This is a genomic window from Streptomyces sp. CA-251247 (genome assembly GCF_050952975.1).
Taxonomy (GTDB): Bacteria; Actinomycetota; Actinomycetes; order Streptomycetales; family Streptomycetaceae; genus Streptomyces; species Streptomyces achmelvichensis.
In genome coordinates this window covers 2,983,373-3,007,854 of sequence record NZ_CP191861.1, presented here as the reverse complement: position 1 = coordinate 3,007,854, position 24,482 = coordinate 2,983,373, and the positions used below count along the sequence as shown (strand labels likewise).

Sequence of the window (24,482 nt, the reverse complement as noted above, 5' to 3'; positions counted from 1 at the left end):
GCCCACCCGGTTCAGTGGGAGAACCGCGCGATCGGGTTCTCCAGGGTGCCGATCAGCTGGAGCGCCCCCGCCGGGTCGGCCAGGTCGACCATCTCCTTGTTGTTCCGCAGCTGGAGGCGGTTGAGGCAGGAGAGCGCGAACGCGTCCGTGAACATGTCGTACTCGCGGAACTTGTCCGCGAGGTGCGGCACCGACTCCTGGTAGGCGCGCACGCAGTCCGCGACCGCCCGCCAGAACGTCTCCTCGTCCAGCCGCCCCTCCGACACCAGCGCAGGTGCCAGGAAGCGCAGGAAGCAGTCGAAGACGTCCGTGAAGATGGAGAGCAGCTTCATGTCGTCCGGGACGTCCGCGCGGATGCGCTCGACCGCCGGCGGCAGCACCGCGTCCGGGTCCATCACCGCGATCTCCTCGGCGATGTCCTTGAAGACCGCACGCTGGACGGTGCCGTTCTCGTCGAGGACGAGGATGACGTTCTCGCCGTGCGGCATGTAGACCAGGTCGTAGGCGTAGAAGCTGTGCAGCACGGGTGTGAGGTACGCGTGCAGATAGCCGCGCAGCCACTCCGCCGGCGCCAGGCCCGACTCGTCCATCAGCGCGCCCGCGAAGCTCGCGCCGTCGCGGTCGACATGGAGCAGGGAGGCCATGGTGGCCACCCGCTCGCCGTCCCGCAGCATCGGCACCGGGCTCTCGCGCCACAGGGCGGCGAGCATCTTGCGGTACGGGGAGTACCGGTTCGTCGCCCGCTCGTACTGGCGGTGGTGGTACCCGATCGCCGCCCGCTCCCTGATGATCGAGAAGCGTGCCGCCTTGAGGACGTCGTCGCTGTCGACGAGGTGGGCGAGCCAGTCGTTGATCGCCGGGGTCGCCTCCATGTACGCCGCCGAAAGGCCGCGCATGAAGCCCATGTTGAGCACGGAGAGCGAGGTCTTCACATAGTGCTTGGCCGGCGAGGTCACGTTGAAGAACGTGCGGATCGACTGCTGGGCCAGATACGCGTCGTCGCCGTTGCCGAGGCACACCAGCCGCTGCTGGGCGATCTCGGCGGCGAAGGTGACGGAGAGCTTGTTCCACCACTGCCACGGGTGCACGGGCAGCAGGAGGTAGTCGGCCATGTCGAGGCCGAGGGAGTCCAGCCGCGCGGCGAAGCGGGCGAGCTGGGCCTCACCGAGCTCGTCGCGCACCAGGGTCTCGTAGTCGAGCCCGGCGCCGGCCGTGAAGGTGGCGTGGTCGCGGCGGGCCGCCAGCCAGACCAGCTGGACCTCGCTCGCGGTCTCCGGGGCGTACGAGAGGTACTCGTGCACACCGAAGCCGAGCCGGCCGTTGTTGGCCACGAAGCAGGGGTGGCCCTCGGTCATGCCCGTCTCGATCGCCTGGAACCCGGCGCCCGCCAGTTCGGCGGAGGTCATCGGCTTCTTGGCGAGCTTGTACGCCGTCCCGGAGAGCGTGGAGGAGATCTCCTCCAGGTACACCGGGAGGATCTCGTCGCTGAGCCCCAGCGAGGTGCGCAGCTCGATGAAGAACTCCAGCGCGTCCAGCGGCTGTTCGGCCCCGTCACGGTGCCGGGTGATCGAGTCGGCGCGGACCTGCCAGTGGTCGAGGGCGAACCGGCCCGCGGCGAAGCGGTACTCGGTCGCGGAGTCGTCGCTCAGGACCCGGTAGCGGCTCTCGCCCGCGCCCTCGGCCCCGCCGTCGAGCGCCTCGGGCGTCAGCAGCCGCTCGTGCGAGAACTCCGCGAGCGCCTTGCGGACGAGCTGCCGGTTCGCCTCTTCCCACAGTTCGGGCGTCAGATGTGCCACGGCGTCGGACAGGGTCATACCGTCACTCCTCGTGCAGCCATGAACTGGTCGCGCGTGCAGAAACTCAGCAGCGCGTCCTTCTCCGGCTTCTTGATCTCTCGTACGGGTACGAAACCGACGGCTTCGTTGAGCGCGTGCACGGCCGTGTTGCGCACGTCCGGTTCGACGACCACGCGCCGGGTCGCCGGGTCCGCGAACAGCGTCTCCATCACCGCGGTGATCACGGAGCGGGTGAAGCCGTGCACCGGGGTGTCGGTCGGCGCGACCAGGAAGTGCATGCCGACATCGCCCGGCTCGGCCTCGTACAGGCCCTGGAGCTCCACGTACCGGGGGTCGTAGCGCTCCATCAGGAACACGGGCTCGCCGTCGCTGAGCCCGATGAAGGCGTCGTGGTGCTCATGGGCGGCTATCGCCATGTACTCGCGCTCGACGTCCTGGAGTCTGGCGTCCTGCATCATCCAGTAGGCGGCCTTGGGGTGGGTCACCCAGCCGTGCACCAGTTCGGCGTCGGCGAAAGGATCGAGCGGGCGGACGGTGAACGTCATACGGAGAACTCCTGGAACGCGATGGACTTTTCGACGGGGTAGTACTCGGACCCGAGCATCTCGCCGATGATGTAGGCGTTGCGGTACGCGCCCATGCCCAGGTCGGGCGAGGTGATCGAGTGCGTGTGCACAGCCGCGTTCTGGAGGAAGATCTCGCGGCCGGTGGTGTCGACCGAGTAGTTGCGGGCCACGTCGAAGCGGCCCTGCCCGTCCCTGCGGATGCGGTCGGAGACCGGGCCGAGGAACGCGGGCTGGACGTACTGGTAGCCGGTGGCCAGGACCAGGCCCTCGGTGTGCAGGTCGTAGTCCTTGCCCTGCTCCTCCTGGCGCAGCCCCAGGGTGTAGACACCGTTCTCGTAGGAGGCCCGGTGCAGGGCCGAGTTGGTCAGCAGTCGCGTCGGGACCGGGCCCGCCAGGTTCTTCTGGTAGAGCAGGTCGAAGATCGCGTCGATCAGCTCTCCGTCGATGCCCTTGAACAGCCCCTTCTGCTGGGACTCCAGGCGGTAGCGGGTGGCCTCGGGCAGCGCGTGGAAGTAGTCGATGTACTCCGGGGAGGTCATCTCCAGCGTCAGCTTGGTGTACTCCAGCGGGAAGAACCGCGGGGAGCGCGTGACCCAGTTGAGCCGGTAGCCGTGCACGTCGATCTCGGAGAGCAGGTCGTAGTAGATCTCCGCGGCGCTCTGGCCGCTGCCGACCAGCGTGATCGACTCCTTGCGCTGGAGCGCTTCCTTGTGGTCCAGGTAGCGCGAGTTGTGCAGCAGGTCGCCGTCCAGGCCCTGGCAGGGCTCGGGGATGTACGGCGGGGTGCCGGTGCCCAGCACGATGCGGCGGGTGTACAGCCGCTCGCCGGCGTCGGTGTGGACGACGTACAGCCCGTCCTCGTGCTCCACCCGGGTCACGGTGGTGCTGAAGCGGATGCTGCTCAGCCGGCCGGCGGCCCAGCGGCAGTAGTCGTTGTACTCGGTGCGCAGCGGATAGAAGTTCTCGCGGATGTAGAACGAGTACAGCCGTCCCCTGTCCTTCAGGTAGTTCAGGAAGGAGTAGGGGGAGGTCGGGTCCGCGAGGGTCACCAGGTCCGACATGAACGGCGTCTGGAGGTGGGCGCCTTCGAGGAACATGCCCGAGTGCCACTCGAAGTCCGGCTTGGACTCCAGGAACAGGCCGTTCAACTCGTCGATCGGCTCGGTCAGGCAGGCGAGGCCGAGATTGAAGGGCCCGAGCCCGATGCCGATGAAGTCGTGGGGCTCACGGGGCTCATGAGACACGGACAAGGTTTTCTCCCAGGTACTGCTCGGCGTGGCCGGCGATCAGGTCGAGTACGGCGACGATGTCGTCGGCCGTCGTCTCGGGGTTGAGCAGGGTGAACTTGAGGTACTGGCGGCCGTTGACCTTGGTGCCCGCGACCACGGCCTCGCCGGAGGCGAACAGCGCCTTGCGGGCGTAGAGGTTGGCGCGGTCGATCTCGGTCGGGCTGGTGACGGCCTCGGGGATGTAGCGGTAGACCAGGGTCGAGAGCTGCGGCTGGACGACGACGTCGTAGCGCGGGTCGGCGGCGAGGATCTCCCAGCCGGTCGCGGCGAGGTCGCAGACCTCATCGAAGAGCGAGCCCACTCCGTCGGCACCCATCACGCGCAGGGTCATCCACAGCTTGAGCGCGTCGAAGCGGCGCGTGGTCTGGAGGGACTTGTCGACCTGGTTCGGGATCCTCTCCTCGACGGTGCGCCGGGGGTTGAGGTAGTCCGCGTGGTACGTGGCGTGGCTGAGCGTGGCCGCGTCCCGGACCAGCACCGCGGACGAACTCACGGGCTGGAAGAAGGACTTGTGGTAGTCGACGGTGACGGAGTCGGCGCGCTCGATGCCGTCCAGAAGGTGGCGCCGGGTGGGGGAGGCCAGCAGGCCGCAGCCGTACGCCGCGTCCACATGCATCCAGGTGCTGTACTGCTGGGCCAGCTCGGCGATTTCGGGCAGCGGGTCGATGGAGCCGAAGTCGGTGGTGCCGGCGGTGGCGACGATGGCCATGGGGACGAGTCCCTCGCGGGCGCAGCGCTCCAGTTCGGCGGCGAGGAAGAACGTCTGCATGCGCTTGTCGCGGTCGACGGGGACCGAGACGACGGCCTCGGGGCCGAGCCCGAGGAGCGTCGCGGACTTCTGCACGCTGAAGTGGCTGCACTCGGAGGAGAAGATGCGCAGCCGATCGAGGTCCGTGGTCTTGGCCTCCTGGCGGGCGAGCAGCAGTGCCTGGAGGTTGGACTGGGTGCCACCGCTGGTGAAGACGCCGTCGGCGGCCTCACCGAGGCCTATGCGCTGGGCGGTCCAGTCGATGAGGCGACGCTCGATCAGGGTGCCGCCCGCGCTCTGGTCCCAGGTGTCCAGCGAGGAGTTGACGGCAGAGAGCACGGCCTCGCCGAGGACGGCCGGGATGACGACCGGGCAGTTGAGGTGTCCGAGGTAGCGGGGGTGGTGGAAGTACACCGCGTCCCGCAGGTAGACCTGCTCGAGCTCGTCCAGGGCGGCGGAGGTGTCGCCGAGCGGCTGGTCGAGGTCGACGGCCGAGATCACCGGGGCGAGTTCGTCGGGTGTGACTCCGCTGAACGGTTGCCGGGTTCTTGCCAGTCGGTTCGCAACCCGGTCGACTCCTTCGGTGACCGAGAGCCGGTAGCTCTCGGCTGTCGCGTCGTTGAGCAGGTGCGAGCGCATGCAATGTCCTTCTGGATGCGGGGACTTGGTCACCCCTCGGAACAGACGAGGGGGGCGAGTGGGCGACGTCGAAGTAAGGTTAGCCTAACCTAACTTCAGACGCCAACCGACCCGCCCCCCTCAGGGGCCCCGTCAGTAAGGGCGTTGCTCACGCCTCGTCGGCTGCCTCGGCGGGCTCCTCGCGCAGCCCGTCCTCGCTCACGCCGCGACGCCAGTAGCCGATGAACGTCACCCGGCGGCGGTCCATCCCGCGCTCACCGACCAGATGGCGGCGCAGCGCCTTGACGCTGCCCGACTCCCCGGCGATCCATGCATACCCGGCGCCGTCGGGGAGTTCGGCCGCGCGGACCGCCTCCACGGCCCTCGGCGCGTTCTCCTCCCGCACCAGCCAGGTGATCTCGGCGTCCGCCGCCGTGGCGAGGTCCAGACGGTCGCCCGCGTGCGGGACCTCCAGCCAGACGTGCGCCCGGGTGCCGGCCGGCAGCCATTCGAGGATCGCCGCCGCTGCCGGCAGCGCCGTCTCGTCGCCCCAGATGAGCACCCAGTCGGTGTCCTTCGGCGGACGGCAGCGCACCGAGGTGTTGTCGGCGACCGCCGGGCCGAGCACCGTCACCTTCTGTCCGGGCGCGGCCTGTTCGGCCCACCGGCAGGCCGGGCCGCCGTCCTCGTGGACGGCGAAGTCGATGTCGACCTCGGAGCTGCCGTCGTCCGCCCGGCGCTGCTCGCGCACCGTGTACGAGCGCATCACCGCGCGGACGTCCTCCGGCAGGGCGCGCCAGGCCGCGAAGACCGCGCTGTAGTCGCCGGCCTCGACCGGTACGACCGGGGCGTCCTGTCCCGGGTGCGGAAGGAAGAGGGACAGCGACTGGTCGCGGCCCCCGGCGGCAAAGTCCCTGAGTTCCTCACCGCCGAAGGTGACACGGACCAGGGACGGGCCGAGCCGCCTCGTTCCGGTCACCTCCATCGGGAAGAAGCGGAACGGGGCGGTCTCGGCCGTCGTCGTCATGGTCAGGCGACCTTCTTCGCGGTCTCGATGGCCTTGGCGAGGTCTTCCAGGATCGGCGCGCACTTGTCGTAGGAGTAGATCGGCTCCGTGACGCGCGGGATCACCTGGTTCGCCTTGACGGCGGGCAGCTTGGCCCAGGTCGGCTTCGCGGCGAGCGCGGCCGGCTGGAGGGCGGAGGAGCGGTTGTCCAGCATGATGATGTCGGCGCCGTACTTGTCGGCGTTCTCCCAGCTGAGCTCCTCGAAGAAGCCCTGGGCGTTCGCCTTGGGCTCGATGAACGTCACGCCCAGCTCCTGGAAGTACAGGGTGTCCGCGCTCGTCTTCGGGACCGAGATGTAGAACAGCTCGGCGCTGCCGGAGCCGATCAGGACCTTGATGCCGGGCTTCGACTTGGCGGCGGCACGCAGCCGGGCCGCGGCCTTCTCGAAGCGGGTCTTGGCGGCGGCGGCCTTCGGGCCGGTGGTGTCACCGCCGAGGGACTTCGCGAGCTCCGCGTGCCGCTCCAGCGCCTTCTGCATGGTGGTCTCGGCCGCCCACAGCAGCACGCTGGGGGCCACCTTCATGATCTTGTCCTTGGACTGCGGCGGCACGTACCACGGGTCGTCCTTGGCCCACATGTTGGTGATGAGCACCTCGGGCGCGAGGGCCGCGTACTGCTCGATGTTGAACTCGCCGTAGACGTTGCCGATGACCTTGACCTTGTTCACATCGAGGTCGCCGGCCTGGACGTCGGCCTTGCCGTCCTTGGTCTTCGTCGGGCCGAACACACCCTTGACCTCGACGCCGTAGTCGTGCAGCGCGGCCGCGGTGCCGGTGAAGGCGACGATGTTCTTCGGAACGGCCTTCAGCTCCACCTTGGTGCCGCGGTCGTCCGTGAAGGTCCAGGGACCGGACTTCTCGGCGGCCTTGCCCGACGCGTCCGACGAGTCGTCGCCGCCACAGGCGACGAGCGCGGCGCCGAGCCCGATGGCGCCACCCGCGGCGAGGACTCCACGACGGGAGAGGTGAGAAGCTCGGGCGTTGGGCATGATGGTGTCGCTTTCGTATGTGCCGATCCGGCCATGGTCAGTTCGAGGGTAGGTTAGCCTAACCTCACAAGCTGTCCAGGGGCGGGGTCCGGCCGACGACGGCGAACGGCCCTGCGCACGGCGGGCCAACCCCTCGGCCCGGGCATGGGACGGCCTCCCCACCCCGGGAGAAACGGGGGAGGAGGCCGGTGGCCGTGCGTCAGCCCGTCAGGCCCAACTCCCGTGCGATCAGCATCCGCTGGACCTCGCTCGTACCCTCGCCGATCTCCAGGATCTTCGAGTCACGCCACATCCTGGCCACCGGGTACTCGTTCATGAAGCCGTAGCCGCCGTGGATCTGCGTCGCCTCGCGGGCGTTGTCCACCGCGACCGTCGAGGAGTACAGCTTCGCCAGCGCCGCCTCCTTCTTGAACGGCTCGCCCAGCACCAGCCGGGAGGCCGCGTCGCGCCAGCCGACGCGGGCCATGTGCGCCCGCATCTCCATGTCGGCGATCTTGAACTGGATGGCCTGGTTGGCGCCGATCGGGCGGCCGAAGGCGTGCCGCTCCTTCGCGTACTTCACCGACTCGTCCACACAGCCCTGGGCAAGGCCCGTGGCCAGCGCGGAAATGGCGATGCGGCCCTCGTCGAGGATGCGCAGGAACTGCGCGTAGCCGCGGCCCTCCTCGCCCAGCAGGTTCGCCAGCGGCACCCGGACATTGTCGAAGGACAGCTCGCGGGTGTCCGAGGCGTTCCAGCCGACTTCGAGTAGGCCGGGGCGACCGTGAAGCCGGGCGTGCCGGACGGGACGATGATCGAGGAGATCTGCGGCTTGCCCTCCGGGCTGCGGCCGGTGACCGCGGTGACGGTGACCAGGCCCGTGATGTCCGTACCGGAGTTGGTGATGAAGCACTTGGAGCCGTTGATCACCCACTCGTCGCCCTCGCGGACGGCCGTCGTGCGGGTGCCGCCCGCGTCCGAGCCGGCGCCGGGCTCGGTCAGACCGAACGCGCCGAGCATCTCGCCCGCGCACAGACGCGGCAGCCACTCCTGCTTCTGCTCCTCGGTGCCGAAGCGGTAGACGGGCATCGCGCCGAGCGACACCCCCGCCTCCAGGGTGATCGCGACGGAGGAGTCGACGCGGGCCAGCTCCTCCAGGGCGATACCGAGGGCGAGATAGTCGCCGCCCATGCCGCCGTACTCCTCGGGGAAGGGCAGCCCGAACAGGCCCATACGGCCCATCTCGCGGACGATCTCGTACGGGAACTCGTGGCGCTCGTAGAAGTCGCCGATCTTGGGCGCGACCACGTCGTGCGCGAACTGCTCGACGGTACGGCGGAGTTCCTCGTGCTCGGCGGTGAGCCGGTGGTCCAGGGACATGGGTGTCACTCCTTGTGGGAGAGGGCGCGAACGGTGCGGGACGGACTGGGACGGCCCAGCCGTTCGGCCATCCACACGCTCGTGGCGGTGAGCAGGCCGAGGTCGACCCCGGTTTCGATGCCGAGGCCGTGAAGCATCCACACGAGGTCTTCGGTGGCGAGGTTTCCGGTGGCGCTCTTCGCGTAGGGGCAGCCGCCGAGGCCGCCCGCGGACGCGTCGACGGTGGTCACGCCGTGCTGGAGCGCGGCAAGGGTGTTGGCCAGCGCCTGGCCGTAGGTGTCGTGGAAGTGCACGCCGATCGCCGAGGTGGGCACACCCTCCTCGTTGAGCTGGGCGAGCAGGGCCTGCACATGGCCCGGGGTGGCGACGCCGATGGTGTCGCCGAGGGACAGCTCGTCGCAGCCCAGGTCCATCAGCGCCTTCGCCACCCGCACGACCTGGTGGACGGGGACCGGCCCCTCCCAGGGGTCGCCGAAGCACATGGAGAGATAGCCGCGGACATGGACCTTGTCGTCCTTGGCGCGGGCGACGACCGGCTCGAACATGGCGAGCGACTCGTCGACCGTGCGGTTGAGGTTCCTGCGCGCGAAGGTCTCCGTGGCCGAGCCGAACACGGCGATACGGCGCGCGCCGAGGGCGACGGCGCGGTCGAGACCGCGTTCGTTCGGGACGAGGACGGGCAGCGCGACGCCCTTGATGTCCTCCAGCTGCGGGAACAGCTGCTCCGCGTCGGCGAGTTGGGGCACCCACTTCGGGTGGACGAAGCTCGTCGCCTCGATCGTGGTGAGGCCGGCGGCGGCGAGGCGGTGGACGAACTCCGCCTTCACCTCGGTCGGTACGACCGTCTTCTCGTTCTGCAGCCCGTCGCGGGCGCCCACTTCGTGGATGCGCACCCGTGGCGGCAGGTCCTGCGCGGGGACCTCCATGGGCAGTCCGTCAGTCATGGACGGCCTCCTCTCCGGCCTGCTCGGCATCCTCGTGCGGGGCGACCACGGCCAGCAGCTGGTCCATGGCCACGGTGGTCCCGGGGGTGACGTCCAGTTCGGTGACGATGCCGGCGTGCGGGGCGGAGATGACGTGCTCCATCTTCATGGCCTCGACCACGAGCAGGCTCTGCCCCGCGGCGACCTCGTCCCCGACGGCCACCTTCACCACCGTGACCGTCCCCGGCATGGGGGCGGCGAGGGTGTCGGCGCCGGCGTGCGCGGCGCCGCTGAGGGAGGCCGCGACGGGGTCGTGGTCCTGGACGTGCCAGGAGTCGCCGTCCCGCCCCAGCCAGACGCCGTCCGGCGATGCGGCGAAGCTGAAGGTGTGGGTGACACCGTCCAGTTCCACCGTGACGCGGTCCGGCGTACGGGACACGATCCGCGCGGACCGGCCGGCCGGCTCGTCGGCCGTGGCGATCTCCGTGCCCGTGCCGGCTCCGCGTGTGCGGATCCGGACCGGGTCGTGGCCCGGGAGGCGGAAGTGGTGGACGGTCCAGGCGGGTACGCCGCCCAGACGCCAGCCGTCGGGGACGCCGAACGGGTCCACCCAGCCCGCCGCGGTGGGCGCCGGGCCGGGGGCCGCCGACAGCAGCGCCGCCGCCGCGCAGACCTCGTCCGGCACGCCCTCGGGAAGCAGCGTGGCGAGATCGCGCTCCACCAGACCGGTGTCCAGGTCCCCGGAGACCACCGAGGGGTGGGCCAGCAGACGACGCAGGAAACCGGTGTTGGTGGGGACACCCAGGATGACCGTGTCCGCGAGGGCACGGCGCAGTCGTGCGAGGGCCTCCGCCCGGTCGCGGCCGTGCACGATCACCTTCGACAGCATCGGGTCGTACGTGCTGCCCACGTCCGTCCCGGCGGTCAGACCGGAGTCGGTGCGTACGCCGTCGCCGTGCGGTTCGTCCAGCGCCACCACGGTGCCGCCGGACGGCAGGAAGCCGCGCGAGGGGTCCTCGGCGCAGATCCGCGCCTCGATGGCGTGCCCGGTGAGGGTGATGTCCTTCTGCTCGTACGGCAGTTGCTCGCCGGCCGCGACCCGCAGCTGCCACTCCACCAGGTCCAGCCCGGTGATGAGCTCGGTGACCGGGTGCTCGACCTGGAGACGGGTGTTCATCTCCATGAAGTAGTACGAGGACGGGTCGCTGCCCGGGACGATGAATTCGACCGTACCCGCGCCCCGGTAGCCGCACGAGCGGGCCGCCTGGACGGCCGCCTCGCCCATGGCCGTACGGGTCTCCTCGTCCAGCAGGACGCTCGGCGCCTCCTCGATGATCTTCTGGTGGCGCCGTTGCAGGGAGCACTCCCGCTCGCCCAGGTGGATCACCCGGCCGTGGCCGTCCGCGAGGACCTGGATCTCGATGTGGCGGGGGCGGTCGATCCACCGCTCCACCAGGAGCGTGTCGTCGCCGAAGGAGGAGCGGGCCTCCCGCCTGGCCGCGGCGATCTCCTCGGCCAGCTGCGCCTCGTCGCGCACCAGACGCATACCCTTGCCGCCGCCGCCCGCGGAGGGCTTCAGCAGGACGGGCATGCCGATCTCGCGGGCTGCTTCGGCCAGTTGATCATCCGTCAGACCGGACCCCGACGAGCCGGGTACGACGGGGACACCCGCCGTCCGAACCGTCTCCTTGGCCCGGATCTTGTCGCCCATCAGGGAGATGGCGGAGGCCGGCGGACCGATGAAGACGAGGCCCGCGTCCTCGCACGCCTGCGCGAAGCCCGCGTTCTCGGCGAGGAAGCCGTACCCCGGGTGGACCGCCTGGGCGCCGGTGCGCGCGGCGGCCTCCAGAAGGCGCTCCACGGACAGATAGCTCTCGGCTGCTGCCGCCGGGCCGATACGGACCGCCGTGTCCGCCTCCCGCACATGGCGGGCGTCCGCGTCCGCGTCGCTGAAGACGGCGACGGAGCGCACGCCCATGGCGCGCAGGGTGCGGATGACCCGGACCGCGATCTCGCCCCGGTTGGCCACAAGGACTGTGTCGAACATCGTGTGGGGTCCCCTCACATCCGGAAGACGCCGAAGCCGGGCTGGGTGCCGTCGTTGCGGTCCAGCGGGGCGTTGGCACAGGCGGTCAGGGCGAGTCCGAGCACCTGACGGGTCTCGAGCGGGTCGATCACGCCGTCGTCCCACAGCCGGGCCGTCGCGTAGTAGGCGTTGCCCTGCTGGTCGTACTGGGCGCGGATCGGGTTCTTGAACGCTTCCTCGTCCTCGGCCGGCCACTGATCACCCCGGCCCTCCAACTGGTCGCGCTTGACGGTCGCGAGGACCGACGCGGCCTGCTCGCCGCCCATGACCGAGATCTTGGCGTTGGGCCACATCCACAGGAAGCGGGGGGAGTAGGCGCGGCCGCACATCGAGTAGTTGCCCGCTCCGTACGAACCGCCGACGACGACCGTCAGCTTCGGCACCCGGGTGCAGGCGACGGCCATCACCATCTTGGCGCCGTGCTTGGCGATGCCGCCCGCCTCGTACTCGCGGCCGACCATGAAGCCGGAAATGTTCTGGAGGAACAGCAGCGGGATGCCGCGCTGGTCGCACAGCTCGATGAAGTGCGCGCCCTTCTGGGCGGACTCGGAGAAGAGGATGCCGTTGTTGGCGACGATGCCGACCGGGTGGCCGTGGATCCGGGCGAAGCCGGTGACCAGTGTCTGCCCGAACTCGGCCTTGAACTCCTGGAACCGGGAGCCGTCCACGAGCCGGGCGATGATCTCGCGCGCGTCATAGGGCGTACGGGAGTCGACCGGCACCGCGCCGTACAGCCCGGCCGGGTCGGTCTTCGGCTCCTCGGCCGGCTCGACCGACCAGGGCAGCGGGCCGCGCTCGGGGAGGGTGGCCACGATGTTCCGCACGATCCGCAGCGCGTGCGCGTCGTCCTCGGCGAGATGGTCGGTGACTCCGGAGACGCGGGAGTGGACCTCGCCGCCGCCGAGCTCCTCGGCCGTGACGACCTCACCGGTCGCGGCCTTCACCAGCGGCGGGCCACCGAGGAAGATCGTGCCCTGGTTGCGGACGATCACGGCCTCGTCGCTCATCGCCGGGACGTACGCGCCGCCGGCGGTGCAGGAGCCGAGGACGGCCGCGATCTGGGGGATGCCGGCGCCGGACAGCCGGGCCTGGTTGTAGAAGATCCGCCCGAAGTGCTCGCGGTCGGGGAAGACCTCGTCCTGCATGGGCAGGAAGGCGCCCCCGGAGTCCACGAGGTAGACGCACGGCAGACGGTTCTCCAGCGCCACTTCCTGGGCGCGGAGGTGCTTCTTGACCGTCATCGGATAGTAGGTGCCGCCCTTGACGGTGGCGTCGTTGGCGACGATCACCACCTCGCGGCCGCTGACCCGGCCGATACCGGCGATGACGCCGGCGGCCGGTGCCTGGCCGTCGTACATCCCGTCGGCGGCGAGCGGAGCGATCTCCAGGAAGGGCGAGCCCGGGTCGAGGAGGGTGTCCACGCGGTCGCGCGGCAACAGCTTGCCGCGGGCGGTGTGCCGGGCGCGGGCCTTCTCCCCGCCGCCGAGGCGGGCCGCGGCCAGCTTGGCGCGCAGGGCGTCGGCGAGCTCCTGATGTGCGACCTCATTGGCCTGCCAGGCCGGTGATGCGGGGTCTGCCGTGCTGGTCAGCACGGGTGCCTGCTGCATCGTGTCGAGCCCCCTTGCCCGTACGACTTTCGGTTAATGAGCGTTAACGCGTTTCCCTCAGGTTAACGAGCGCTAACTGTGTTGTCTAGAATCGGCTCCATGAGCACCAGGACGGATGCGCCGACCCGCCGCGAGCAGATCCTCAAAGAGGCCGCTCGCCTCTTCGCCGAGCGCGGGTTCCACGGCGTGGGGGTCGACGAGATAGGGGCGGCGGTCGGCATCAGCGGTCCCGGCCTGTATCGCCACTTCCCGGGCAAGGACGCGATGCTCGCCGAGCTCCTGGTGGGCATCAGCGAGCGGCTGCTGAGCGGGGGGCGGCTGCGGGTCGAGGAGTCGCCGGCGGACCCCGAGGTGCTGCTGGCCGCGCTGATCGACGGCCACATCGACTTCGCCCTGGACGACCGCCCGCTGATCACCCTCCACGACCGCGAACTGGACCGGCTGCGCGACACCGACCGCAAGCTGGTGCGGCAGTTGCAGCGGCAGTACGTGGAGCTGTGGGTGACGGCGGTGCGCGAACTGCACCCGGAGGTGGCCGAGTCGGAGGCGCGGGCCGCGGTCCACGCGGTGTTCGGCCTGCTCAACTCGACACCGCACCTCGGCTCGTACGGCAGCGGTCTGCCCGGCCGGGCGGCGACCGAGACCCTGCTGAGGCGCCTCGCGCACGGAGCCTTCGCCTCGCTCACGGCCTGACGCGGGGCGGCCCCGGCCGTCCGGGGTGCGGGACGGCCCGCGCGGCGGCGATGGCTGACGGCACAATGGGAGGTATGCCGATACCCAGCCGTGCCGCCCTTGTCGACCACCTCGTCCGCACCCGTATCGCCGGAGACGTCGCCACACCGCGCGACAACAACCTCTCCCACTACCGCAAGCTCGCCAACGGCGACCGTCACTACTGGCTGGGTCTGGAGCTCGGCGACCGCTGGACGGACGAGCAGGACGTGCTGGCCGTCATGGCCGAGCGGTGCGGTGTCAACGACGATCCGCAGCACCGGATCGGGCAGGACACCATCGACCCGGAGCTGACCGTCGACGCCCTGGAGCGGATGGCCGGTCGGCTGCGCAAGGCCGTCGCCGGGCAGGAGCGCGTCCTGTTCGCGACCGGGCACCCGGGCGGGCTGCTCGATGTGCACCGGAGAACCGCGGACGCCCTGCGGGCGGCCGGCTGCGAGATCGTCCGGATTCCGGGCGGGCTCACCGCGGACGAGGGCATGGTCTTCCAGTTCGCCGATGTCGCCATGCTGGAGCGCGGGGCCACCCTGTGGCACACCCACTCCCCGGCGCCCATGGCCGCCATTCTCGACGGCCTGGAGCGCGAGGGCAGCCCGCAGCCCGATCTCGTGGTCGCCGACCACGGCTGGGCCGGCTGCGCGGGCCAGCGGGGGCTCGACTCCGTCGGGTACGCGGACTGCAACGACCCCGCGCTGTTCATCGCGGAGGCCGAGGGCACCCTCCAGGTGACCGTCCCGCTGGACGACCACGTCACGGACCCGCGGTTCTACGACCCGATGACCGAGTACCTGCTGGACGCGGCGGGGCTGGCGGGCCGGTAGGCACTGCGCCGCCGCCCTGGCCGGCCCACCTCACCCGCGCTTCACGCACAGCGCCGTCTCGCCGAGGGAATGGGTCCGCCAGCGGGCCGGATCGCCCAGATGGCGGCCCACCGCCGGCGACGGTCCGAGGATCAGATTGCCCGCGAGCAGCGTGCCGCCGGGCCGCAGCAGCCGGTGCAGCTCCCCGACGATCTCCGCGGTCGGCGTGAACCCGTCGAAGAAGGCCAGGTCGTAGCCGTCGGAGGGGAGACCGGGCAGCAGGCTCTCCGCCGTGCCGTGCAGGACGTCGACGCGGTCGGCGCATCCGCGGCCGGCGATCTCGGCCCGGGCGAGGCGGACGTGTTCCGCGTCGCCCTCGATGGTCTCCACCCGCGCGTGCGGCGCCGCGTGCGCCATGGCCAGGGCGGTGTACCCGAGCGCGGTGCCCACCTCCACGATCCGGCGGGCGCCGACCGCCGCCGCGACCGTCGCCGGCAGCGATCCCTCGCCGTACGCGTACGCGCCGCAGCGGTGCGCGCGCCGGTGCCGCCGGGTCGCCTCCTGGACGTCGGCGAACTCGTCGGCCACGTCCAGCGGGTGCCGTACGGCGGCGATCACCGCGACGGCCACGCCGCGCATCCGGTTCGTCCGTGTCGTCATCGTCCGCTCCTGTCGGTCGGGGCCCGGGGAGCTCCGCCCCGGTGCCGCCCGTCCGCGTACCGTGGCACTTGAAGCTCACTTCAAGTCAACCGTGAGAGGGCGGTGCGCAGGCCGATGGACGGGCAGCGGGGCGGGGGCGGGACCGAAGAGGGCGGACTTCTCGACATCGCCGAGGTGGCGCGATCCACGGGCGTGGCGCCGTCCGCCCTGCGCTACTACGAGCGGCTCGGCCTGGTCGAGCCGGCCGGGCGCCACGGCCTGCGCCGGACGTACCGGCCCGAGGTCCTCGACCGGGTGGCGCTGATCGTGGGCGCCCGGGCCACCGGCTTCTCGCTGGCCGAGCTCTCCGACCTGCTGGCCGCGCCGCCGGGGGAGCTCCGGGCGCGCCTCGCGGGGAAGGTCGACGAGATCGACCGGCGCATCGAGGAGATGCGCACGGCGCGGGCGCGCATCGGCCACGCCCTGACCTGCCGACACCCCACGCTGCTGGACTGCCCGACCTTCCGGGCCGGTCTGCGGGAGCTGCTGCCCGAGGTCAGCGGGGAACCCGCACCACGCCTTCCTGGATGACCGAGATGGCCAGCTGCCCGTCCTGGGTGTAGATCCGGGCCTGGCCGAGACCGCGCCCGCCGGACGCCGACGGGGACTCCTGGTCGTACAGCAGCCATTCGTCCGCGCGGAACGGCCGGTGGAACCACATCGCGTGATCCAGCGAGGCGCCCACCACGTCGCCGACCGCCCAGCCGCCGCGGCCGTGGGCCAGCAGCACCGAGTCGAGCAGCGTCATGTCGGAGACGTACGTCGCGAGGCAGACGTGCAGCAGGGGGTCGTCGGCCAGCTTGCCGTTGGCGCGGAACCACACCTGGGAACGGGGCTTCCTCGGCTTGCCCACGCTGCCGTACGGCGGCGCGTCGACATAGCGCAGATCGACCGCGGCCCGTGCCTCCAGCATCCGCTCGACGATGCCGGGGTCGACGAAGTGCTCCGCGTACGCGGGCATGATCTCGGCCGCCGTCGGAAGCGTCTCGGGCGCGGGCGCGTCCGGCATCTCCGACTGGTGGTCGAGGCCCTCCTCGTACGTCTGGAAGGAGGCCGACAGATGGAAGATCGGCTGGCCGTGCTGGACGGCCACGACCCGGCGCGTGGTGAAGGAGCGGCCGTCCCGGATGCGGTCGACCGTGTAGACGATCGGTGCGCCGGGATCGCCCATCCGCAGGAAGTACGCGTGCAGGGAGTGCGCGGTGCGGTCGTCGGGGACGGTGCGGCCCGCGGCGACGAGCGCCTGGGCCGCGACCTGTCCGCCGAAGACCCGGGGGACGACCGCGGAACGGGACCGGCCCCGGAAGATGTCCTGCTCGATCTGCTCCAGGTCGAGCAGATCGAGCAGGTCGTCGAGTGCTGTGCTCATGAAAGGAAGGTAACTGCCCTTACAGACCCATGGACTTCGCGATGATCGACTTCATGACCTCGCTGGTGCCGCCGTAGATGCGGTTGACGCGGTTGTCGGCGTACAGGCGCGCGATCGGGTACTCGTTCATGTAGCCGTAGCCGCCGTGCAGCTGGAGGCAGCGGTCGATGACGCGGTGCGCGACCTCGGTGCAGAACAGCTTCGCGGACGCGGCCTCGGCGGGGGAGAGCTCGCCCGCGTCGAGGGCCTCCAGGGCGCGGTCGGCGACCGCCTCGGCGGCGTCCACCTCGGCCTGGCAGGCGGCCAGCTCGAACTTGGTGTTCTGGAAGGAGGCGACCGTCTTGCCGAAGACCGTGCGGTCCTGCACGTACTGCTGGGCGAACCGGACGGCGGCCTTGGCCTGCGCGTACGCACCGAAGGCGATGCCCCAGCGCTCGGACGGCAGGTTCTGGCCGAGGTAGTAGAAGCCCTTGTTCTCCTCGCCGAGGAGGTCCTCGGCCGGCACCTTGACGTCGACGAAGGCCAGCTCGGCGGTGTCGGAGACCTTCAGGCCGAGCTTGTCGAGCTTGCGGCCCACCGAGTAGCCCGCGGACTTGGCGTCCACCGCGAACAGGGAGATGCCGAAGCGGCGGTCGTCCTCGCGGGGCGCGGACGTACGGGCGCAGACGATCACGCGGTCGGCGTGCACGCCGCCGGTGATGAAGGTCTTGGCGCCGTTGAGGACGTAGTGGCTGCCGTCCTCGGAGAGCTTGGCGGTGGTCTTCATGCCCGCGACGTCGGAGCCGGTGCCCGGCTCGGTCATCGCCAGCGCCCACATCTCCTCGCCGGTGGCGAACTTCGGCAGGAAGCGCTTCTTCTGCTCATCGGAGGCGAGCATTTTGATGTACGGAAGGCCGAGCAGCACGTGCACACCGGAGCCGCCGAACGAGACGCCCGCGCGGGCGGTCTCCTCGTACATCACGGCCTCGTACTTGTGCGACTCGATGCCGGCGCCGCCGTGCTCCTCGTCGACGCGGATGCCGAAGACGCCCAGCTCGCCGAGCTTGTGGTAGAAGTCGCGCGGTGCCTGACCTGCGGCGAACCACTCGTCGTAGACGGGCACGACCTCGGCCTCGATGAAGGCCCGGATGGTCTCCCGGAACGCCTCGTGGTCCTCGTTGAAAACGGTGCGGCGCACGGGACGCCCTCCTTCGTCGATGTCTAAGCGCTTGCTCAGGCCAAGTTACCGGGCGGTTGTCAAGCCTGTCCAGGGCGGTCCCGCGGTGGTCGCGCACATCACACGGCGCGTGGTCCGACGCGCCTCAGAGCCAGCGCAGCGCGAACCACAGCTCCATGCGCACATCCGCGTCGTCCAGGTCCTCGTCCAGCAGCGCCGCGCAGCGGCCGATGCGCTGGCGCACCGTGTTGCGGTGGACCTCCATCGCGGCGGCCGTACGGTCCCAGCTCCCGTGCAGGGAGAGCCAGCTGCGCAGGGTCTCCACCAGGGCGGGGGAATCCGCCAGCGGAGCAAGACGCAGCCGGGCATGGGTCGCCGCCTCCTCGGGCGAGAGCAGCGCGGCGAGCGAGGTGCCGCGATGCCGCACCAGCTCGCTGCGGGTGGCCATGGCCCGGTGCAGCGCCCGCGCCGCGCGGGTGTCGGCGGCGCCGAGATCCTGCGGGGCCACGGCGTCGCTGACACCGAGGACCCAGCCCGGCTGGGCGGTGGCCTCGCGGTCGGCCGGCAGCAGGATCCTTACCGTGCCGTCGCCCGCCGGGTCCACGAGCGCGCTGCCGAGAGCGGCGCCCAGGGCGGACGCGTCGAACGGCGTGCCGCGCCCGCCGCGCGCGTGCACCACGGTCCACCGCTCGGCCCCGAGCAAGGGTGCGGCCTCCGCGGGGCCGGCCCCCAGCAGCAGCCGTACGAGGGCCGCGCTGCGGCCCGTCGCGTCGACGCCCTGGTGGGGAGCGGTGAGCAGGGACAGCAGCACGACCGCGACCCCGGCGACGGTGTGGTCTCCCGGTTCCCGCCCGGGGGCGCAGAGCCCGAGGACGAGCCCCTGACTCCCCCCGAGGGCGTACGCGGCGAGATGGATGCCGTCGACGGTGTCGCTGGCGGAGCTCGGCGCGGGCCGTGAACTGCCCTCCACCGCCTCCGCTACGGGCGGGCTGCCCGGGCCCACCACCCCCGCGAGCCGAGCCAGAGCGCGGCGGGCCTCCGGGGACGGCGCGCGCCCGGCGGCCGACAGCTCCGTACCGTCCGCCGCCAGCAGCACCGCCTGGCCACCCACCCGGGACGCGAGCTGGGTGAGGACCGCGGGTACCGGGTCCGGGCGCGCGGCCGCCGCCGCCAGGCCCTGCTGCGCCTGCGTCACCCTCCGCAGCTCGCGGTGGCGCGCCTCCGCCATCAGCCGCCACACCGCCCGGGCCACGGCGGTGAAGGTGGTCGGCGGCGGTACCTCCAGCAGCGGAAGGCCGTGCCGGTCGCACGCCTCGACCAGCTCGGCGGGCACCGTGTCGTACACGGGCGTGACACCGAAACCGAGTGCCGCCGCCCCCGCCGCGACGATGCGCGAGACATAGCGGTCGGGATCCTCCAGCAGCACGCCCGCGCTCAGCAGCAGCTCTCCGCCGAGCAGATACGGGTACGGATCCGCCATCTCGGAGGTGTGCACCATGTGGATGACCGCACCGGGCTCCCGCGGTCCGGCGATCTGGCGCAGGCCGAGATCCTCACGCGCCAGCAGTGCGGTCAGCGGGATCGGTGGGGTGGGAGGTGCCGCTGCGGTCTCCGACATGGACAGTCCATCCATAGACGAGGTCGACAATGGATGAAACGTACACTTCAGCGTTTCTTTCCGGCCACCTAGCGTCAGCTGTCGACAAGACCTGAGGACCCGGGGGACGAGACGGAGGGAAAGCCGATGGCTGTCGACTACGCAGTGATCGTCGTCTATCTGGCCGGCATGCTCGGCATGGGCTGGTGGGGCATGCGCCGCGCCAAGTCCAAGAGTGAGTTCCTGGTCGCGGGCCGCCGCCTCGGCCCCACGATGTACTCGGGCACCATGGCCGCCATCGTCCTCGGCGGCGCCTCCACCATCGGCGGCGTCGGCCTCGGCTACAAGTACGGCCTCTCCGGCGCCTGGATGGTCTTCACCATCGGCCTCGGCCTGCTCGCGCTCTCCGTGTTCTTCTCCGCGCGGATCGCGCGGCTGAAGGTCTACACCGTCTCCGAGATGCTCGACCTGCGCTACGGCGGCCGGGCCGGCCTCATCTCCGGTGTCGTGATGTGGGCGTACACCCTGATGCTGGCGGTCACCTCGACCATCGCCTACGCCACGATCTTCGACGTCCTCTTCGACATCAACCGCACCGCGTCGATCATCCTCGGCGGCGCGATCGTCGTCGCCTACTCCACGCTCGGCGGCATGTGGTCGATCACCCTCACCGACATGGTGCAGTTCGTCGTGAAGACGATCGGTGTGCTCCTGCTCCTGCTGCCCATCGCGGTGGTCAAGGCCGGCGGCTTCAGCGAGATGAAGGCCCAGCTGCCCACCGAGTACTTCGACCCGCTGGGGATCGGCGGCGAGACGATCTTCACCTACGTCCTGATCTACACCTTCGGCATGCTGATCGGCCAGGACATCTGGCAGCGGGTGTTCACCGCGCGCAGCGACAAGGTCGCCCGCTACGGCGGCACCGTCGCCGGTACGTACTGCCTCGTCTACGCCCTCGCCGGCGCCGTGATCGGCACCGCGGCCAAGGTCCTCTACCCGAAGCTGCCCAACGCCGACGACGCGTTCGCGACCATCGTCAAGGACGAACTGCCCATGGGTGTGCGCGGTCTGGTGCTCGCCGCCGCCCTCGCCGCCGTCATGTCGACGTCGTCCGGCGCGCTCATCGCCTGCGCCACCGTCGCCAACAACGACATCTGGTCGCGGCTGCGCGGGCTCACCTCGCGCGGCGCCAAGGAACACGGCGACGCCGACGAGGTCAAGGACAACCGGCTGTTCATCCTGGTCATGGGCATCGCGGTGATCTGTATCGCCATCGCCCTGAACAACGTCGTCGAGGCCCTCACCGTCGCCTACAACCTGCTCGTCGGCGGGCTGCTGGTGCCGATCCTCGGCGGGCTGCTGTGGAAGCGCGGCACGGTCGCCGGCGCGCTGGCCGCGGTGATCGTCGGCGGTCTCGCGGTCATCGGTCTGATGGCGACGTACGGCATCCTCGCCAATGAGCCGATCTATTACGGGCTGCTCGCCTCGCTCGCGGTCTACATCGTCGGGAGCCTCGTGACCCCGCCGACCGACGAGGCGACGCTCGCGAACTGGCGCGAGCGGCTGGCAGGCCGCGGCGGCGAGGAAGAGACGCCGGCCGAGGCCGCTCCGGTCCCCAGCTAAAGTCGTAACCGCAACGAAGCGTAGGAAAGAAGGCATTTCACATGAGCAGCAACGAGCAGCCGCGCGGCCCGATCGACTCGTCCCGCATCCCGCGGTACGCCGGACCCGCCACGTTCGCCCGGCTGCCACGGCTCGACGAGGTCGGCACCACCGACGTCGCCGTCGTCGGTGTGCCCTTCGACGCCGGGGTCTCCTACCGTCCCGGCGCACGCTTCGGCGGCAACGCCATCCGTGAGGCGTCGAGGCTCCTGCGCCCCTACAACCCGGCGCAGGACGCCTCGCCCTTCGCGCTCGCCCAGGTCGCCGACGCCGGCGACATCGCGGCGAACCCGTTCAACATCAACGAGGCCGTCGAGACCATCGAGGCCGCCGCCGACGACCTGCTCGGCACCGGCGCCCGGATGATGACCCTCGGCGGCGACCACACCATCGCGCTGCCGCTGCTGCGCGCCGTCTCCAAGAAGCACGGCCCGGTCGCGCTGCTGCACTTCGACGCGCACCTCGACACCTGGGACACCTACTTCGGCGCCGAGTACACGCACGGCACGCCGTTCCGCCGCGCCGTCGAGGAGGGCATCCTCGACACCGAGGCGCTCTCCCACGTCGGCATCCGCGGACCGCTCTACGGCAAGCAGGACCTCACCGACGACGAGAAGCTCGGCTTCGGCATCGTCACCTCCGCCGACGTCTACCGCCGGGGCGCCGACGAGGTCGCCGACCAGCTGCGCGCACGCATCGGCGACCGCCCGCTGTACATCTCCATCGACATCGACTGCCTCGACCCGGCGCACGCCCCCGGCACCGGCACCCCCGAGGCCGGCGGCATGACCTCCCGCGAGCTGCTGGAGATCCTGCGCGGCCTGTCCTCCTGCAACCTCGTCTCCGCCGACGTCGTCGAGGTCGCCCCCGCGTACGACCACGCCGAGATCACTTCCGTCGCCGCCTCCCACACGGCGTACGAGCTGACCACGATCATGTCCCGGCAGATCGCGGCCGCGCGCGAGACGGGCGGGGCGAAGTGACGCACGACCACGACATCGTCCTGCGGCCCACCCCGCAGCAGACGCAGGCCGCGCTCAACCCGCCGGCCGGGCGCAACGGCGGTGACCTCGTCGTCGAGACGCTCCAGGGCCTCGGCGCCACCACCGTCTTCGGGCTGCCCGGCCAGCACGCGCTCGGCATGTTCGACGCCCTGCGCCGCTCGTCGCTCTCCTACGTCGGGCTGCGCGTGGAGAACAACGCCGGCTTCGCCGCCGACGCCTACGGCCGGATCACCGGAGAGGTGGCCCCGCTGCTGCTGTCCACCGGACCCGGTGCGCTGATGTCGCTGGCCGCGCTCCAGGAGGCGGCCGCCGCCTCCGCGCCGGTACTCGCCGTCGGCAGCCAGGTGCCGAGCGCCGGACTCGGCGGCGGACGCCACGGCTATCTGCACGAACTGCGTGACCAGCAGGCCTCGTTCCGCGACGTGGTGAAGTCCGTCCACACGGCCCGCACCCAGTCCCAGATCCCCTCGGCGATCGCCGCCGCCTGGGAGTCGGCGCTCACCGCGCCGCACGGTCCGGTCTGGGTCGAGATCCCGCAGGACGTCCTGCTCGCGCAGACGGAACTGCCGGTCGTCACCGCCATGGACGCCACCCCCGACGAGGTCGTGCCCCGGCCCGAACTGACCGCCGTGGCGGCCCATCTGCTGGCGAACGCCCGGCGTCCGGCGATCATCGCGGGCGGCGGGGCCGTGCGCTCCGACGCCTGCGGCAAACTGCTCGCGCTCGCCGAGCGGATCGACGCACCGGTCGTCACGACCTTCGGCGGCAAGGGCGCCTTCCCCTGGGAGCACCCGCTCTCGCTCCAGTCGTGGCTGGAGGACCGGCACACCACCGACTTCCTGGAGGACGCCGACGTCCTGCTGGTCGTCGGTTCCGGACTCGGCGAACTGTCCTCGAACTACCACACGTTCGCCCCGCGCGGCCGGGTGATCCAGATCGAGGCGGACGCCGGCAAGCTCGGCTCCAACCACGACTGCCTCGGCATCCACGCGGATGCGCGGCTCGCGCTGTCGGCCCTGCTGGAGACGGTGGAGCCCCGTCAGGACGAGACGGCGCCCGAGCGGGTGCGCACGGTCCTCGCGGCCGTACGCGAACGCATCGACGCCCAGGAACTCACCCTGGAACAGCGCCTGCTGGCCTCCGTCAGGGAAGCCCTGCCGGACACCTCGCCCAGCTTCTGGGACATGACGATCCTCGCGTACTGGGCCTGGTCGGCGTTCGACGCCCGCCACCCGAACACGATGCACTCGGCCCAGGGCGCCGGCGGCCTCGGCTACGGCTTCCCCGCCGCCCTCGGCGCGGCGGCCGCCGACCCGACCCGGCCGGTCCTCGCGGTCTCCGGCGACGGCGGGGCGATGTACTCGATCGCCGAACTGGCCACCGCCCGGCAGTACGGACTCCCCGTCACCTGGCTGATCGTGGACGACGGCGGCTACGGCATCCTGCGCGAGTACATGAACGACGCCTTCGGCGAGGCGACGGCCACCGAGCTCGCCCGTCCGGACTTCGTGGCTCTCGCCGAGTCCTTCGGTGTGCCGGCCGTCCGCACGACCCCCGAGTCGCTGGCGGAGGACCTCGCCAAGTCCTTCACGGAGCCCGGCCCGTCGGTGGTCGTCCTCCCGGCGGTCCTGAGGATGTTCGCGCCGACCCACCTCTGAGGGCCGGTCTGTGACGGCCGGCCGTCCGGACCGGCCCCCACCGAACCCCTGCGCCCCGCCGCTTACTCCCCCGAGAGCGGCGGGGCGCAGGTCTGTGTCCAGCCGCTCAGGCGGGCGTCACGAACCCCGACTCGTACGCCGCGATGACCGCCTGGGTACGGTCGCGCGCCCCCAACTTCCCCAGCACGGCGCTGACATGGGTCTTGACCGTCTCCGTGCCGACGAGCAGCTGCGCGGCGATCTCCGCGTTCGTCAGACCGCGCGCCATCAGCCGCAGCACCGCCGCCTCCCGCTCGGTCAGGGCGGCGCGCTCCATCGCCGCGCGGGCGGTGCCGCTGCCGTACTCCGCGGCCAGCGAGCGCACCGCGGCCGGGAAGAGCAGCGACTCGCCCTCCGCGACGAGCCGGACCGCGTGCACGATCTCGGTGGGGCGGGCCCGCTTGAGCAGAAAGCCCGCGGCGCCGGCACGCAGGGCCTCGTAGACGTACTCGTCGTTCTCGAAGGTCGTGATGACCAGGATCTTCGGCGGGTCGGCGACCGTCCGCAGCACGGCCCGCGTCGCCTCGATGCCGTCGAGCAGAGGCATCCGGACGTCCATCGCCACCACATCGGGGCGCAGTCGGCGCACCAGCGGTATCACCGCCGCGCCGTCGGCCGCCTCGCCCGCCACCTCGATGTCCGGCTGCGCCTCCAGGACGGCCCGCAGTCCCGCCCGGACCAGGGGTTCGTCGTCGACGAGGAGTACGGAGATCGGCACC

At 71.1% G+C, this 24,482-nt stretch carries 20 protein-coding genes and 1 pseudogene; 6 read left to right on the top strand and 15 right to left on the bottom strand.

What is annotated here, in order from left to right; all coding sequences use genetic code 11:
- Positions 1-11 precede the first annotated feature (11 nt).
- The 10 genes and pseudogenes from ACQPWZ_RS13105 to ACQPWZ_RS13060 all read right to left on the bottom strand — a co-directional run bounded on the left by ACQPWZ_RS13105 (position 12) and on the right by ACQPWZ_RS13060 (position 13,047).
- A complete protein-coding gene (locus ACQPWZ_RS13105) occupies positions 12-1,814 on the bottom strand; it encodes an IucA/IucC family protein (protein WP_356701987.1) in 1,803 nt (600 codons plus the stop codon).
- Positions 1,811-2,341, bottom strand: a complete 531-nt coding sequence (locus ACQPWZ_RS13100) for a GNAT family N-acetyltransferase (protein WP_356701984.1) — start codon at positions 2,339-2,341, stop codon at positions 1,811-1,813. Before ACQPWZ_RS13100 ends, ACQPWZ_RS13105 begins: the two co-directional genes overlap by 4 nt.
- Entirely contained in the window at positions 2,338-3,612 is a 1,275-nt protein-coding gene (locus ACQPWZ_RS13095; RefSeq protein ID WP_433571409.1) for a lysine N(6)-hydroxylase/L-ornithine N(5)-oxygenase family protein, read from the bottom strand. Before ACQPWZ_RS13095 ends, ACQPWZ_RS13100 begins: the two co-directional genes overlap by 4 nt.
- Positions 3,596-5,038: a pyridoxal phosphate-dependent decarboxylase family protein gene (locus tag ACQPWZ_RS13090; protein WP_433571408.1), complete on the bottom strand. Its 1,443-nt coding sequence runs from the start codon at positions 5,036-5,038 to the stop codon at positions 3,596-3,598. Before ACQPWZ_RS13090 ends, ACQPWZ_RS13095 begins: the two co-directional genes overlap by 17 nt.
- A 148-nt stretch (positions 5,039-5,186) precedes the next feature.
- Entirely contained in the window at positions 5,187-6,044 is an 858-nt protein-coding gene (locus tag ACQPWZ_RS13085) for a siderophore-interacting protein (protein WP_433571407.1), read from the bottom strand.
- A gap of 2 nt (positions 6,045-6,046) precedes the next feature.
- Positions 6,047-7,072 (bottom strand): ABC transporter substrate-binding protein, encoded by a 1,026-nt coding sequence (locus ACQPWZ_RS13080; protein WP_433571406.1) that lies wholly within the window; start codon positions 7,070-7,072, stop codon positions 6,047-6,049.
- Positions 7,073-7,271: 199 nt separating this feature from the next.
- Positions 7,272-8,431 (bottom strand): annotated as a pseudogene (locus tag ACQPWZ_RS13075) (acyl-CoA dehydrogenase family protein).
- A gap of 5 nt (positions 8,432-8,436) precedes the next feature.
- Positions 8,437-9,375 carry a hydroxymethylglutaryl-CoA lyase gene (locus ACQPWZ_RS13070; RefSeq protein ID WP_405569849.1) on the bottom strand — a complete coding sequence of 313 codons (939 nt, stop codon included), beginning with the start codon at positions 9,373-9,375 and terminating at the stop codon, positions 8,437-8,439.
- Positions 9,368-11,401 carry an acetyl-CoA carboxylase biotin carboxylase subunit gene (locus tag ACQPWZ_RS13065; protein WP_433571405.1) on the bottom strand — a complete coding sequence of 678 codons (2,034 nt, stop codon included), beginning with the start codon at positions 11,399-11,401 and terminating at the stop codon, positions 9,368-9,370. The genes ACQPWZ_RS13070 and ACQPWZ_RS13065 overlap by 8 nt, the downstream gene beginning before the upstream one ends.
- Before the next feature lie 14 nt (positions 11,402-11,415).
- Positions 11,416-13,047: a carboxyl transferase domain-containing protein gene (locus ACQPWZ_RS13060; protein WP_356701969.1), complete on the bottom strand. Its 1,632-nt coding sequence runs from the start codon at positions 13,045-13,047 to the stop codon at positions 11,416-11,418.
- A gap of 99 nt (positions 13,048-13,146) precedes the next feature.
- Between ACQPWZ_RS13060 and ACQPWZ_RS13055 the strand changes: the two genes are divergently transcribed.
- Complete coding sequence (locus ACQPWZ_RS13055; protein WP_327684015.1) at positions 13,147-13,740, top strand: SACE_7040 family transcriptional regulator; 594 nt, start codon at positions 13,147-13,149, stop codon at positions 13,738-13,740.
- A gap of 74 nt (positions 13,741-13,814) precedes the next feature.
- Complete coding sequence (locus ACQPWZ_RS13050) at positions 13,815-14,600, top strand: phosphatase (RefSeq protein WP_340473213.1); 786 nt, start codon at positions 13,815-13,817, stop codon at positions 14,598-14,600.
- A 30-nt stretch (positions 14,601-14,630) separates the two neighbouring features.
- Here ACQPWZ_RS13050 and ACQPWZ_RS13045 read toward each other — a convergent pair whose 3' ends face one another.
- Complete coding sequence (locus ACQPWZ_RS13045) at positions 14,631-15,239, bottom strand: O-methyltransferase (protein ID WP_433571404.1); 609 nt, start codon at positions 15,237-15,239, stop codon at positions 14,631-14,633.
- A gap of 114 nt (positions 15,240-15,353) precedes the next feature.
- On the opposite strand from ACQPWZ_RS13045, the gene ACQPWZ_RS13040 reads away from it, so the two are divergent.
- A complete protein-coding gene (locus ACQPWZ_RS13040; RefSeq protein ID WP_340473211.1) occupies positions 15,354-15,809 on the top strand; it encodes a MerR family transcriptional regulator in 456 nt (151 codons plus the stop codon).
- Here the strand turns inward: ACQPWZ_RS13040 and tesB are convergent.
- The 3 genes from tesB to ACQPWZ_RS13025 form a co-directional block, all read right to left on the bottom strand.
- Positions 15,775-16,647 carry an acyl-CoA thioesterase II gene (gene tesB / locus ACQPWZ_RS13035; RefSeq protein ID WP_340473210.1) on the bottom strand — a complete coding sequence of 291 codons (873 nt, stop codon included), beginning with the start codon at positions 16,645-16,647 and terminating at the stop codon, positions 15,775-15,777. The two genes, ACQPWZ_RS13040 and tesB, sit on opposite strands and share 35 nt — an antisense overlap.
- A gap of 19 nt (positions 16,648-16,666) precedes the next feature.
- The gene (locus tag ACQPWZ_RS13030) at positions 16,667-17,824 is read right to left on the bottom strand and encodes an acyl-CoA dehydrogenase family protein (protein ID WP_340473209.1); all 1,158 of its coding nucleotides are present in this window, start codon (positions 17,822-17,824) and stop codon (positions 16,667-16,669) included.
- Positions 17,825-17,948: 124 nt separating this feature from the next.
- The gene (locus ACQPWZ_RS13025) at positions 17,949-19,421 is read right to left on the bottom strand and encodes a PucR family transcriptional regulator ligand-binding domain-containing protein (RefSeq protein WP_433571403.1); all 1,473 of its coding nucleotides are present in this window, start codon (positions 19,419-19,421) and stop codon (positions 17,949-17,951) included.
- Positions 19,422-19,547: 126 nt separating this feature from the next.
- Between ACQPWZ_RS13025 and ACQPWZ_RS13020 the strand changes: the two genes are divergently transcribed.
- Genes ACQPWZ_RS13020 through ACQPWZ_RS13010 form a run of 3 tightly spaced genes read left to right on the top strand, consistent with a single transcriptional unit; the run spans position 19,548 to position 23,724 of the window.
- The gene (locus ACQPWZ_RS13020; RefSeq protein ID WP_356701957.1) at positions 19,548-21,023 is read left to right on the top strand and encodes a sodium:solute symporter; all 1,476 of its coding nucleotides are present in this window, start codon (positions 19,548-19,550) and stop codon (positions 21,021-21,023) included.
- Between the two features lie 41 nt (positions 21,024-21,064).
- Entirely contained in the window at positions 21,065-22,045 is a 981-nt protein-coding gene (speB, locus tag ACQPWZ_RS13015) for an agmatinase (RefSeq protein ID WP_313946212.1), read from the top strand.
- Positions 22,042-23,724 carry a thiamine pyrophosphate-binding protein gene (locus ACQPWZ_RS13010; protein WP_433571402.1) on the top strand — a complete coding sequence of 561 codons (1,683 nt, stop codon included), beginning with the start codon at positions 22,042-22,044 and terminating at the stop codon, positions 23,722-23,724. The genes speB and ACQPWZ_RS13010 overlap by 4 nt, the downstream gene beginning before the upstream one ends.
- A gap of 106 nt (positions 23,725-23,830) precedes the next feature.
- Here ACQPWZ_RS13010 and ACQPWZ_RS13005 read toward each other — a convergent pair whose 3' ends face one another.
- On the bottom strand, positions 23,831-24,481 hold the full coding sequence (locus tag ACQPWZ_RS13005) for a response regulator transcription factor (RefSeq protein WP_340473205.1): 651 nt from the start codon (positions 24,479-24,481) through the stop codon (positions 23,831-23,833).
- Position 24,482 lies beyond the last annotated feature (1 nt).